The sequence below is a fragment of the Pseudomonas sp. FW305-3-2-15-E-TSA4 genome (genome assembly GCF_058787295.1).
In genome coordinates, this window is sequence record NZ_JBYSZP010000002.1 from 373,891 (window position 1) to 387,523 (window position 13,633).

The window sequence follows — 13,633 nt, forward strand, 5'->3', positions numbered from 1 at the left end:
GGCCCTGATTTAGTAAGTAACCAAGGGCCGCTTTTGGCCCTGTGTGTTCTGAATGAGGAACACCATCAGGAAGGTGATGATCGTTGTGGAAGTGTTGATGATCAGTTGCCAAGTGTCGTTGTAATGGAAGTACGGCACTGCCTAGGCAGCGAATGTCAACGTAATAGTTAGAGGGCTAGGTAATTATTTGACCAGTGAGCTGAATTTTATTGCGTGGGCGCCTGCCTTCGCGAGCAGGCTCGCTCCTATAGAGAACGTGTTCATGCAGGGAAAAACGCAGTCAAAGCGGGAGCGAGCCTTGCCCGCGAACGCGGTAATACGGTGCAAGGGGACGATTGTTTTCTAGGAATTGCCTGATGTCCAGCGTTGTGTGTCGCGGCTAACGTACGCCGCTCATTGGCCGATACGTAAAGCCCTTTTCATGAAGCGTTTCCAGCCCCAGCGCCCTACCCCGATCACGAAATTGATTCACACGCTGTGCCTGACGCTGCTCTTCGCGTCCAGCTACGCTGGCGCGGCTAATTGCTCGTTCTACCCAAAACATCATCAAACAATTCTCACTATGCAAGTACCCGCTACACTTTCCATTCCTCGTGACACACCTAACGGCACCTTAATATATGAAAGTCCGCCAATCACACTCGGCCCTACGCCCAGCTCATACAAATGCACTAACGAGTTTTCATATGGTGTTTTGAACAACGTCGGCGTGTCTAAATCGGGCGACCTTGTTTACGCGATAGGAAACACTGGACTTGCATGGCAGTGGTCTTTCAAAGACAACATAACCATACCCATTTATCCAGGCATTCAGCGGGAAGCGGGCGGATACGGATGGGACACCACAAGACATGTGCTACGACTATTCAAAATAGCGGATGTAATCGATGTACAGAAAATCCCGGCAGGAACACTTGGGACTTTTCATGCAGATGGAGTGTCACCACTCGCAATGGCGACCAATGGCACAACGATTGTGCCTCAATCCTGTGAAACGCCTGACATCAAAGTAGACATGGGGGCGCATGACATGAGTAGCTTTGGCCAAAACGGCGCCTATTCTGAGCCGATCAAATTTGACATCAACCTTAACAACTGTCCGTCAGGCATAAATAAAGTAACTTATATGCTCAAGCCTACCCTGACGTCTCCTTCGCAAAACTCCACGAGGGGCATCGTAAAGTTGAGTGCAGATTCAACTGCCCAGGGTGTGGCTTTGCAAATACTCAATAGTGATGGGACCCCGCTCGTTTTACATCAAAGCTATGTGTTCACGGACTATCCCGCTGCGGGAGGTAACTTGAAGATCCCCCTCAGCGCTCGATACTTTCGCATTGCTGAAACAGCTGGCAATGGCGGGTTTGACAAGGGCATGCGCGCCGGAACAGCCAACGCAACAATTGCCTTTGTCATGAGTTACTTGTGAATCCATTAACGCGTTGCCACAGCCGATTGTTCGCGCCCCATCTTTAGGAATCGTCTGATTTTCGTCGTGCCCGGCCCGCCCTACTGTGCCGGGATGCGCTTGAAGAACTACCTCCACCAGATCAGCCCTGTCCTGTCCACGCCTCACGCGGCGCGACGCTTGTTGCGCATTTTTGCGTTGGTATTGCTGGCAGGCATCCTCGGCGGCGTGTACAGCTTTCTGCTGTTTACCTTCAACAATGAAATTTCCCAGCGGCGCAGCTACATGAGCAGCGCCATCGCCGAGGCGCACACGTTTTTCACCGGCCGTGAAGCGCTGCTCGAAAGCCTGAGTCTGTCGGCGACCCGACAGACCGCGCTGAGCGCGCCGCTGTCCGAAGAGGAGATCCGTCTGCTGCTCGGACACCCCCCCGGCAAGCAATGGAGCATCTGGCTGACCCAGCGCATGCGCGACTTCCTGCAAGCGCGCAAATTGAATCTGCTGTACGTCAGCAGCGGCGCCGATGCCCAGGTCTGGCGCTTGTACAACACGACGCCCATGGCCGACGACTTTCCGCATGAGATGCTTGATCGTCTGGAAACCCTCAAGTGCGACAACAACGGTGCCCTGAAAGAGATCTGGCTGACCCACAACTGGCAAGGGCACTCGCAGCTGTACATCTTCATTCGTCTGGATGAGCGCGACCTCGATTCTGGCTGGCTCGGTCTGGAGATGGATGACCGCGAAGTCTCCAATGCGCTGAGCGACCACAGCGCCGGCGAGTTCACCATGTTCAATTCTCAGGGCATGCCGTTATTCAGCAACAGCCACAAGCCGCCGCCCGGGCAGAATCTGCCGCTGCTGCGTCAGCAGGATTTCTTCGGTTTCGTCGGCGACGGCTGGCTGCCCGAGCAACTGGTATTGCGCAAACAGCTCAAGTCGTCGGACTGGCAACTGACCTACTCCATCGACTTACTCGCCGTGCTGTGGGCCTTGTGGCCGCAGTTGCTCGGTGCGCTGGCGTTCTGTCTGGCGAGCATCAGCCTGGTGTGGCTGCTGATCCGTCGTCTGGAACATCGTTTCATCACGCCGACCCTGCAGCGGATTCAGGCCCTGGTCGAAAGCGAGCTGTTCAGCCGCGACGTGATACAGACCGCGCCCGTGGCGCTCTGCGTATTGCGGCGCAGCGATGCTCGAGTGGTGCTGGAAAACACCCTCGCCCGGCACTGGCTGGGCGAATGCGGCCAGCAACTCGGGCCTGGCTGGATCCGCGCTGCGTTTGCGGATAAATCGCCGTGCCTCACCGATTATTTCGAAACCGCCGACGGTCGCCACCTGTACCTGAGCTGCGCGCCGACCCGCTACAAGGGCGAAGACGTGTTACTTTGCGCCTTCAGCGACATCAGCGCGCGCCGGCAGATCGAAGCAGCGCTGGAACGGGCGCGCCAGTCGGCCGATGCCGCCAACGAAGCGAAGACCCTGTTTCTGGCGACCATGAGCCACGAAATCCGCACACCGCTGTATGGCGTGCTCGGCACTCTCGAACTGCTCGCTCGCACTCAGCTCGATACTCAGCAGAAAAGCTACTTGCGGGCGATCGAAGGCTCGTCCGCGACCCTGCTGCAATTGATCTGCGACGTGCTCGACGTGTCGAAAATCGAGGCCGGGCAACTGGCGCTGGAACTCAGTGACTTTTCCATCGTCGCCCTGGCCCAAGAGGTTGTGCAGGGCTACGCGGCAGCGGCGCAGAGCAAAGGTTTGCAGCTGTATGCCTGCTTCGATCCGCAACTGCCCGACAGCCTGATTGGCGACATCAGTCGTGTCCGGCAGATTCTCAACAATCTGCTGAGCAATGCGGTCAAGTTCACCGATTCCGGACGCGTGGTGCTGCGGGTCAACGTGCTGTCTCGCGAAGGCGAGCGCGTCTGCGTGCAATGGCAGGTATCGGACACCGGGCGCGGCATTGCCCACGATGATCAGGCGTTTATTTTCGAGCCGTTCTACCAGACCCAAGGCAACAGCCACGTCATTGCGGGTACCGGGCTGGGCCTGCCGATCTGTCTGCGGCTGACGAATTTGATGAACGGCACCCTGCGGATGGTCAGCGAACCGGGGCTGGGCAGCAGTTTTTCCCTGACCTTGCCGCTTGAGCAGCGCTCGGGCAACACGCCGCCTGACACACAACCGAAACTGGCGGGGGACATCATTTACGTGGTGTCGCCAGTACGCGAACTGGCCGACAGCCTCGCTGGCTGGCTGCGCCGCTGGGGCGCCCGCCCGCACGTCGGCGCGCCGGCCAGTCAAGTACCTGCCGACGGCGGCGTATTGCTTGAGCTATACCCGGCGCCGATGGACCAGCGCAGCGAACTGCGCTGGTCAGGGCCACGTGTGCTGGCCAGCGGCGCGGGTGCCTGTGAGCCGCAATCCACAGTCGACGGCTGGATAGCGAATCTGAACGATCTGGCCGCAATCCGCCAGGCCGTGCGCCAGGCTCAGGGCGGCGCCGTTATCGAGCATCAGCAGACACAGACCCAGGCGTTGGCGCCGCTGCACCTGCACATCCTCGTCGCTGAAGACAACGCGATCAACCAGTTGATTCTGCGCGACCAGCTGCAAGAACTCGGCTGCACGGTGGCGCTGGCCAGCGATGGCGAAGAGGCCTTGTCGCTATGGCAGGCCAACACCTTTGATGTCGTGCTCAGCGACGTCAACATGCCGCGCCTCAACGGTTATGAACTGGCCAAGGCCCTGCGCAGACTGGGCTGCACCACGCCGATCATCGGCGCCACCGCCAACGCCCTGCGCGGCGAAGAGGCGCTGTGTCTGGCCGCCGGCATGAATCACTGCCTGATCAAACCTTTTACGCTAAGAGCCTTGTCGATCGTCCTGGCTCCCTACCAACGAGTCGCCCATGAAGTCCCCTAGCCTGCTGATTGTCGAAGATCACCCGTTCCAGCATCTGTACTTGCAGAACCTGTTCAACGAGCTGGGCGTCTTCGATCTGGAGTTTGCCAGGGACGGCGAAGAAGCCTTGCGGCGCCTGAAAAACCGCGAGTTCGACCTGGTGCTCACCGACCTGCTGATGCCAGGCATGGACGGCGTGCAGTTCATTCAGGGCCTGGCCGCGCAGTCCTCCCGCCCGGCACTGGCGATCATGAGTGCCGCCTCACGGCGCATGCTGATGGGCGCGAGCCTGGTGGCGAGCAATCTGCAGGTCAAAGTTATCGGGCTGATTTCCAAACCGGTCAACAGCGCCGCCCTGCGTTGCCTGATCGACCAGTTGCAGGCGCTGCGTCAGGACGTGCCGATCGCCGCGCAGGCTGGCATCGACCGCCAGAGCCTTGTACGGGCGTTGGATAACGGTGAGCTGCAGGCCTGGTTTCAACCAAAGAAGGCGCTGGATAATGGTCGCATCGTCGCCGCCGAAGCACTGGTGCGCTGGGCTCACCCGGAACACGGCACATTGTTGCCCGGCGCATTTCTACCGGCGCTGATCGCCTGCGATCTCGAAGAGCACCTGCTCTGGCGGGTACTGGAACAGGCAATGGCCGCCCAAGCGGTATGGCGCCAGCAGGGCTATGACATTCCGGTGTCGATCAACCTGCCGACGCACCTGCTCAACAGTCACGACCTGCCGGATCGCATTCTCGCTTTTGTCCTGCAACACAACGGGCTGCCGGCGCGGATCTGTTTCGAGTTGATGGAGTGCTCGGTGCCCGATGACATCAGCAATTTCTACGCCGGTGCCTGCCGCTTGCGAATCAAGGGTTTCGGCCTGTCACAGGATGATTTCGGCAAGGGCTACAGTTCCTACATGAACCTGGTCTCAGCCCCTTTCACCGAACTGAAAATCGATCGCGCGCTGGTGCAGGGTTGCAACCGCAACGCCGAACTGGCGCAGGCGCTGACCAGCATTGTCACCCTTGGCCGGCAACTGGGTCTGACGGTGGTCGCCGAAGGCGTAGAAACCGCGCAGGAACTTGCTCTGTTGCGTAAAATCGACTGCACTCAGGTCCAGGGTTTCCTGATCTCCCACGCCGTGTCTTCGGAGCAGTTCCAGCAGTTGCTCTGTCATGACGGACCGGCGAATGTCTGGTGATCCGCAGCACGCGGTGGACGACCGCCACTTGCCATCGAGGTCAGCCGTGTTCAAACGCTTATCCACTTTTATCGACCGAGCGTATTGATGCCGCACGCCAATGCCCTGCTGGAAAAACTTGCCAACAGCTCGCAGCGCCTGAACAAGGGCTTGCTGATCCTCGGCGCGCTTGCGCTGCTGTTGCTGGGTATCAGTTATCTGGGCGTGCAGCGCATGGTGGAAGAACAGCGCGATACTCTGCAGTTTCACTTCGCCCGCCTGATGGAAAACATTCGTGAGCAGGAGGCCTTTCTCGGTGACATCTCACGGGCCGGCGCCAGCGGTGATTACTTGCCGGTTACCGTGGCGTCGCCGGTGGTGCAAAAACTGTTGCCCGATGAAGGCCCGAACATTTATCAAGGCCGCGGGTTGCCGTTTTCGTTACCGTTCAGCGTGAAGATTGATCCGCAGCGAATTGCCCCCGACCAATATCCCAAGGTGTTTGCGCTGGGCAGCTATCTGGCGGCGTATTACAGCGCCTTCTGGGCGGCATCGCATTACCAGTCGCCGCAGGTGATCCTGCTCAACGGCCCCGATAATTTCGACATCGCCGTGCCTGCCACCGGCCGTTTGCGCGGCGCCGGGCCAACGCAGGTAGGCCGGTTCGTCGAGCTCATGACCCAAATGAACATGCAGCGCCACTCACAGACTTCAGAGCAAGTGCACTGGGCGCCCTACCCGTTCGAGCAGGACAACGATGGCACCCCGAGCCTGCTGGCCTACGTGCGGATGAACCTGAGCAAACCGACGCTGAGGATTGAGGGGGCGAACACCTGGGTGGTGCTCGGCTCGCTGTTAAAACTGTCGCAGGTCAACAATATCGAGCGTTTGATGGAGTGGTCGATCTACGACAATTTCACTCTGATCACGCCCAACGGCACGGTGTTGATCGGTGCGCTCAAGCCAAATCAAATGCTCGATGACGGCGCGAATCTGACCCGCGACGGCCTGGTGTTCAAGCTGACCAGCGCCGGCGACCAACGATGGACGGCGATCTATGTAATCAGCGTGCGGAGTTTTCTCGATTACGCGCTGTGGCCACTGCTGTGCCTGCTGGCTCTGGTGCTGGCCCTGCTTGGCAGTGGCCGCGCGCTCAATCGCTGGTACACCGACCGCGTTATCCTCCCCGCGCAAAGTGCCCACGCTAGCATCGCCGAAAGCGAAGCCTTCAGCCGTGCGGTCATCGACACCGCGCCGACCGGCCTGTGCGTGATTAGCCGCCGCAATCATCAGGTGTTGCTGGAAAACCAGCTCGCCCAGCAATGGCACGACACTGGCGAACTGATCAGCCTGCTTGACCAGCAGGCGGCGACTGGCCATGGCCATGCCGAACTGGAGATAGACAGCCGGCATTTGCATGTTGCCTTCGTCGCCACCCGTTATCAGGGCCAGGACGCCTGGCTGTGTGCGCTGCACGACGTCACCCGCCATGTTGAAGACTCGGCGGCGCTGGAAGTCGCGCGTCAGGCCGCCGACTCGGCGAATCAGGCGAAGAGCCGTTTTCTGGCGACCATGAGTCATGAAATCCGCACGCCGCTGTATGGCGTGCTCGGCACTCTGGAGCTGCTTGGCCTGACCGCGCTCGCCCCGCGCCAACAGGATTATCTGGAAACCATTCAGCGCTCGTCGGCCAGTCTGTTCAAGCTGATCAGCGATGTGCTGGATGTGTCGAAGATCGAGGCCGGGCAGATGAACCTCGAGCTTCAGCCATTCTGCCCGCTAGAGCTGACCGAAGACGTAGTGCGCAGCTACGGAGCGTTTGCCCGCGGCAAAGGGTTGCAATTGTATGCCTGCATCGATGCAGCACTGCCGGATCACCTGCTCGGTGATGCGCAGCGCATACGCCAGATCCTCAACAACCTGCTGAGCAACGCGATCAAGTTCACCGACAACGGCCGTGTGGTCGTGCGTGTTCGCGTGCTGCAAAACTCAGGCGGTCACGCCCGGGTGCAGTGGCAGGTCAGCGACTCGGGCGTGGGCATTTCCCAGGCGCAGCAACAGCAATTGTTCGACCCTTTCTATCAAGTCAACGAGGCCGACAGTCATGCCGGCGCGGGTCTCGGTCTGGCCATTTGCAAATGGCTGTGCGAGTTGATGCACGGCCAGTTGAACGTGGTCAGTGAACCGGGACTGGGCAGCTGCTTCAACTTGCAACTGATGCTCGAATGCGCCTCGGGCAGCCTCGCCGATTGCCCGGCGTTCGGCGCCGACAGCCCCGCTGTCTACGTGCGTGCGCCAGTCGCTGAACTGGCGCAACATCTGATGGCGTGGCTCAACCGCTTTGGCCTCGACTGTCGACTGGTGACCAACGAGCTGCCGCCTCCTTCGGCGCTGCTGATCGATCTTGCACCACTGGCCAGCGCTACAGCTTTCGCTGGCCAGCGAATCGTCGCAATTGCCGCTGGCCCCAACCCGGCGCAGGTGAGCGGCAATGGTTGGCAGGTCGATGCCGACGACGTGCGCGCGATCGGCTGGGCGATTGCCCTCGCCGTGCACGGCGCCGGTCAGCAGCGCCCGCCGTCACGGCAGGCAAGCACCCGAGCGCTGAACCTACGTGTGCTGGTGGCCGAGGACAATGCGATCAACGCAGCAATCATCAAGGAACAACTGGAGGCGCTGGGCTGCTCGGTAGTCGTCGCGGCCGATGGCGAACAGGCTTTGGCGCACTGGGCACCGGGGCGCTTCGATTTGCTGCTGACCGACGTCAACATGCCGGTCATGAACGGCTATCAACTGGCCGCAGCACTGCGAGAGCAGGATGCGACGCTGCCGATCATCGGCGTCACCGCCAATGCCCTGCGCGAAGAAGGCGAGCGCTGCGCCGCCGTCGGCATGAACGCGTGGATGGTCAAACCGTTGAACCTGGCGACGCTGCGTGCGCAACTGCAAAGCCATTGCCAGACCACCATCGCACCGATTGCCGATGCTCCCCCGACGCTATCGCCGAAAATGCGCGAGCTGTTTGTCGTGACCCTGCGCCGCGACATTCAGAGCACCCTCAGCGCGCTGGACGCGGCCAACGCCGACAGCGTCGCGCAGCAACTGCACAGCATGGCCGGGGCACTGGGCGCGGTGCAAGTCGCGACACTGGCCAGCGCATTTGTCGAACTGGAATGTCGCCTGACCGGCATGGCCATCACCCCGGCGCTGGCCGTGGAGGTGCGTCAACAACTGGCGCACCTGAGCGACCTGCTCGACGCCCTTGAATAATTTCACTCTGGATAAAGCACCCATGGAAACCTTCAACGTTGTCATCGCCGATGATCACCCTATCGTCCTGCTGGGGGTGCGGGAACTTGTCGAGCGTGACCGCCGCTTCAGCGTAGTGGGCGAAGCCGTTTGCCCCGATGAGCTGATCGACTTGCTGACGACCCGGCCGGTAGACCTGTTGATCACCGATTTCAACATGCCCGGTGACTCGCGCTACGGTGACGGGCTGAAACTGGTGGAATACGTGACCCGGCATTTCCCTCAGGTGCGGGTGCTGGTTCTGACCATGATTTCCAACCCGTTGATCCTGACCCGTCTGCAGGAACTCGGTGTACTGTCGGTGATTCAGAAAAACCAGTTGCACGTTGAAATAGAAGTGGCGCTCAAAGCCATTGCCAAAGGCAATACGGTTCGCAGCAAACAACCCGCACCCACTTCGGTGCTGGAAAATAGCGCTGACCTCGATGAACGTTTTGCTCGTCTGTCGCCCAAGGAACATGAAATCCTGCGCTTGTTTGTGCAAGGACAAGGCGTCAATGAAATAGCCCGGGGACTTAACCGAAGTGCCAAGACAATCAGTACGCAGAAAGTTTCCGCCATGCGCAAACTTGAAGTAAGCAGCGATCAGGAGTTACTGGCTTATTGTATCGAGCGCAACTTGTTCAACTAGACAATTGCGCACTTCAGCATGACTTTCCGCGCATCTAGGAATCGTCTGATGTTCCAGCGCAAGTACGCGATTTATTGTGTTGCTTTAACCCCACCAATGGAAAAGCAACATGAAAAAGCTGTCTCGCACGCTTCTCGCCCTGTCGATCTTCGCTGCCGGTAATGTTCTGGCGGCCGATCCTGTTTCGCCAACCAAGGCTGGCAGCGGCACCATCAATTTCACCGGCACCATCAACAACGATGCCTGCTCGGTCGAAGGCGCCGGCAAGGACAAGACCATCTCGGTCAACATGGGCGAAGTGTCGATCAAGGACATGGGCACCGCCACCGCGCCGAAAGGCAACGGCACCCTGAGCGTCGAAAACTTCGACATGAAGATCAACTGCAATGCCGGGACCAAGGTGGCCATGATCTTCGAACCGACCAAGGGCGCAGGTTCGGGAATCGAAACCGGAACCAAGGTCTTGAAACTGATCGATGGCCTGGGCTCGGCGAAAGGCATCGGTATTGCCCTGCTTGATTCCAACGGCGCCGTGATCGACCTGACTTCGCCAACCACTGCGCGGATTGAAAACACTCTGCAGGACAGCAACACCACGCTGAAATTTTCGGCCGCCTACGTGACCACCGTCGATCCGAAACTGGCGGTTGCCGGTCGCGGCGATGCGACCCTGCCGTTCACCCTGCAATACGAATAATCGCGCGATTCATCGAGCCAGTGCAGGGCGCAACGGCCCTGCACTTCCCTTCACTTTGCGCGGTAATTGTTCATGTTCTTACGGCATTTCTTATCCCTGTGCGTCGGCCTCCTGGGCCTGTTCGCCGTTAATCAGGCCATGGCCGGTATTTCGTTGAGCAGCACCCGGCTGATTTTCGATGGCAAGCATAAAGAAGCCAGCATCACCGTGCGCAATAGCGGTGCAGACGTATTGGTTCAGTCCTGGATCGACACAGACAGCGACGAAGCAGGTTCAGCGCCCTTCGCCGTCACCCCGCCTCTGGTGCGGGTCAGCGGCGATCAACAGCAGATTCTGCGGGTTATCTACGAAGGCACCGGTATGCCGAGCGACCGCGAGTCGGTGGTGTGGCTGAATGTGCAGGAAATCCCCAAATCGGCGAAAACCGCGAACACCCTGCAACTGGCGGTACGTCAGCGGATCAAGGTGTTCTTTCGCCCCGCCGGTTTGCCAAACAATGCCTATCAAGCGCCAACCGAGCTGCGCTGGCGACAGATCGAGCGCGCCGGCAAGAGCATGCTGGTGGTGAACAATCCAGGCCTCTATCACGTATCGATTGCCGACATAACGATGCAAGCGGGCGCCAGCAGGGAGAAGCCATTCGAATCGATGATGATTGCGCCCGGCGAACAAAAAGAATTCGCGCTCAAACAAACTCACGTGGCCAGTTCTGCGCGACTGTCATTCAGCAGCATCAACGACTACGGCGCTCGGGACCGTTATGTCGCGCAACTTTCCGGTAGCGCCGAAGTTAGCGCCAGCCTAGATAAAGAATCGCCATAACTCGCGTGCCGCTTTATCAGCCGCACTTTCACTGTATTTCTCTTCGCTCCGTTAGTTCGTATCGGAGGTGATATAGGGTTCCTGCATGTTTTTTTTAAAGCGCGATGGATTGGCGCCGTTGTCGGTTGCACTGGTCGTCAGCACAACTTGCCTGGCCGACGGCGAAGAACAATTCAATACATCGTTTCTGCAAGGCGCGACGTCTGCCATCGATCTGCAGACCCTGCTCGCCGGCAGCCAGGTTCTCCCCGGCACTTATCGGGTCGACCTGTATGGCAATGACACCTTGGTCGGCCGTCGCGATATCGATTTTCGCCTCCAGCCCGACAGCCACAAGGTCGAAGCCTGCCTGACGCTGGACATGCTCAAGCAACTGGGTGTGGATCTTGGCAAGCTGCAGGCCAGCGGCAAACTCGACGACGCCGCCGACACCTGCCTTGATCTGCCCGCGCTGATCGATCAGGCCACCGTGCGCTATGACGTGCCGCGCCTGCGTTTGCTGGTCAGCGTGCCGCAAAGCGCCATGGAGCGTGGCCGCCGTGGTTATGTCGATCCAGCGCTGTGGGACGAAGGCGTACCCGCAGCGTTCATCAACTATCAGGTGAGCAGCAACCGCAACAGCACCGACGCTGATACCACGTTTGCCAATAACGTCGGCCTGCGCAACGGCATCAACCTCGGCGGCTGGCGCTTGCGCAACGAGTCCAATTTCAACAGCAGCACTGGACGGCCAAGCACGTTCAAGAGCAATCGCAGCTATCTGCAGCACGACGTCACAGCGCTGAAGGGCCAGTTCAGTGCCGGCGATATCTTCTCCGACGCCGACCTGTTCGACAGCGTGCGCTATCGCGGCCTGAAACTGGCCTCCGACGATGGCATGCGTGCCGATAGCGAGCGCGGCTATGCGCCGGTGATTCGCGGTATCGCGCAATCAAGCGCTACCGTGGAGATTCGCCAGAACAATTACATTCTGTACACCGCCAACGTGCCGCCGGGGCCGTTCGAAATCAGCGACATCTATCCCAGCGGCTCCAACGGCGATCTGGAAATCACTGTAATCGAAGCCGACGGTCGGCGCCGGGTGACGGTGCAGGCGTTTTCCAGCCTGCCGATCATGGTTCGCGAAGGGCAACTCAAGTACAGCATCTCGGCGGGCCGCTACAACAGCAATAGCGATGATCAGCAATCGCCGGAGTTCGTCAGCAGCACGGTGGCCTACGGGGTCAGCAGCAACTTGTCGGCGATCGTGGGCACCCAGGCCAGCGAAGATTTCCAGGCGTTTTCCGTTGGCGCCGGGCGCAACACCGCGATCGGTGCGATCTCGCTGGACCTGACCCACTCCAGCAGCCGCACCTTTGGCCAGACCGTCAAGGGCAACAGCCTGCGCGCGTTGTATGCCAAGACGTTCACCGGCACCGACACCAACTTCACCCTCGCCGCTTACCGCTATTCGACCGAGGGCTATCGAACCTTCAGCGAACATGTCGAGGAACTGAGCAGCGAGGGCCAGAGGCGCACCGGTAATTCGAAAACCCGCACCGACCTGACCGTCAACCAGAGCCTGGGGCGCAACCAGCAGTTCGGTAGCATCTACCTTAACGCCAGCGACCAGCGTTATTGGGGGCGCGGCGGTTCGCAGAGCCTGTCTGCCGGCTACAGCAATTATTGGGGAGAGGTCAGCTACAACCTTAGCGCGACTTACACCAAGGATGTCGGCAACTATGGGCCGGCCAACAACGACACTTTGTTCAACCTCTCAGTGTCGTTTCCGCTGGGCTCGAAACCCCGGGCGCCGAGGGCATTCGTTTCTGCCAGTTCGCAGAAGGGCAACAGCAGCACGCAGGTCGGTATCAATGGCTATCTGTCCGAAGACAGCGACACCTATTACTCGGTACAGGGCAGCAACAGTCGCACTGGCGGCAGTACGGGTTCGGCCAACCTCAGCACGCGAACCTCAATGATGGACATCAGTGCCGGTTACAGCCAGGGCCATGGCTACAACTCGCAGAATCTCAACGTCGCCGGTTCGATTGTCGGGCACGCGGGCGGCATCAACCTCGGGCAGACCGTCGGTGAGACGTTCGCGCTGGCACAGGTCGAGGGCGTTGAAGGCGTGAAGATCGCCAGCTTCTCCGGGGCGAAAACCGCTGGCAACGGTTATGCGGTGGTGTCCAACGCGCAGCCGTATCGGGTCAACTGGATCAGCCTCGACACCCGAGATCTGGGCGGTGATTTCGAAATTGAAAACGCCACCCAGCAAGTGGTACCGCGCCGTGGTGCCGTGGTGCTGGCGCGCTATGCCAGCAAGACCGGGCGTCGGGTGCAATTCGCCCTGTTCGATGCGCAGCACCAGCCAATCCCGTTTGGGGCGACGCTGGAAGACGCCGCCGGCAAGCAACTGGCGATCTCCGACCCAAGCGGCAAGGCACTGGCGCTGGTCGCGGATGATGCCGGCACCCTGACCATCAACTGGCAAGGCCAGCGCTGCGAGGCATCGTATGCACTGCCCGAGCGGGACAAGGCGCTGAATTACGAGCGCGCATCCTTGGTATGTCGCCCGCATCAAAACTAGGAGCGAGATTGCTCGCGAAGTGCTGTCAGCCGCACCCTCTCTGCTGGCTGCAAAGCCTGTAAGCGCTTCGTATATCATTTAACGATACCGAAACGCCATCATGCGCAAGAAGTTGCGCA

At 59.6% G+C, this 13,633-nt stretch carries 8 protein-coding genes and 1 pseudogene; 8 read left to right on the forward strand and 1 reads right to left on the reverse strand.

What is annotated here, in order from left to right; all coding sequences use genetic code 11:
• Nucleotides 1-33: 33 nt before the first annotated feature.
• Nucleotides 34-138, reverse strand: a pseudogene (locus AC3WMV_RS04100) (low affinity iron permease family protein); the annotation flags it as partial.
• Between the two features lie 283 nt (nucleotides 139-421).
• Here AC3WMV_RS04100 and AC3WMV_RS04105 point away from each other — a divergent pair.
• From AC3WMV_RS04105 to AC3WMV_RS04140, 8 genes are all read left to right on the forward strand, one after another.
• On the forward strand, nucleotides 422-1,426 hold the full coding sequence (locus AC3WMV_RS04105) for a fimbrial protein (protein ID WP_103366975.1): 1,005 nt from the start codon (nucleotides 422-424) through the stop codon (nucleotides 1,424-1,426).
• A gap of 93 nt (nucleotides 1,427-1,519) precedes the next feature.
• Nucleotides 1,520-4,330 (forward strand): ATP-binding protein, encoded by a 2,811-nt coding sequence (locus AC3WMV_RS04110; protein ID WP_103366974.1) that lies wholly within the window; start codon nucleotides 1,520-1,522, stop codon nucleotides 4,328-4,330.
• The gene (gene pvrR / locus AC3WMV_RS04115) at nucleotides 4,317-5,504 is read left to right on the forward strand and encodes a response regulator cyclic di-GMP phosphodiesterase PvrR (RefSeq protein WP_103366973.1); all 1,188 of its coding nucleotides are present in this window, start codon (nucleotides 4,317-4,319) and stop codon (nucleotides 5,502-5,504) included. Before AC3WMV_RS04110 ends, pvrR begins: the two co-directional genes overlap by 14 nt.
• Before the next feature lie 87 nt (nucleotides 5,505-5,591).
• The gene (locus AC3WMV_RS04120; RefSeq protein WP_103366972.1) at nucleotides 5,592-8,753 is read left to right on the forward strand and encodes a hybrid sensor histidine kinase/response regulator; all 3,162 of its coding nucleotides are present in this window, start codon (nucleotides 5,592-5,594) and stop codon (nucleotides 8,751-8,753) included.
• A gap of 22 nt (nucleotides 8,754-8,775) precedes the next feature.
• Nucleotides 8,776-9,423 carry a response regulator gene (locus tag AC3WMV_RS04125; protein ID WP_103366971.1) on the forward strand — a complete coding sequence of 216 codons (648 nt, stop codon included), beginning with the start codon at nucleotides 8,776-8,778 and terminating at the stop codon, nucleotides 9,421-9,423.
• Between the two features lie 109 nt (nucleotides 9,424-9,532).
• On the forward strand, nucleotides 9,533-10,120 hold the full coding sequence (locus tag AC3WMV_RS04130; RefSeq protein ID WP_011334439.1) for a fimbrial protein: 588 nt from the start codon (nucleotides 9,533-9,535) through the stop codon (nucleotides 10,118-10,120).
• A gap of 72 nt (nucleotides 10,121-10,192) precedes the next feature.
• Entirely contained in the window at nucleotides 10,193-10,942 is a 750-nt protein-coding gene (locus AC3WMV_RS04135; protein WP_103366970.1) for a fimbrial biogenesis chaperone, read from the forward strand.
• Nucleotides 10,943-11,027: 85 nt separating this feature from the next.
• The gene (locus AC3WMV_RS04140) at nucleotides 11,028-13,514 is read left to right on the forward strand and encodes a fimbria/pilus outer membrane usher protein (RefSeq protein WP_103366969.1); all 2,487 of its coding nucleotides are present in this window, start codon (nucleotides 11,028-11,030) and stop codon (nucleotides 13,512-13,514) included.
• Nucleotides 13,515-13,633 lie beyond the last annotated feature (119 nt).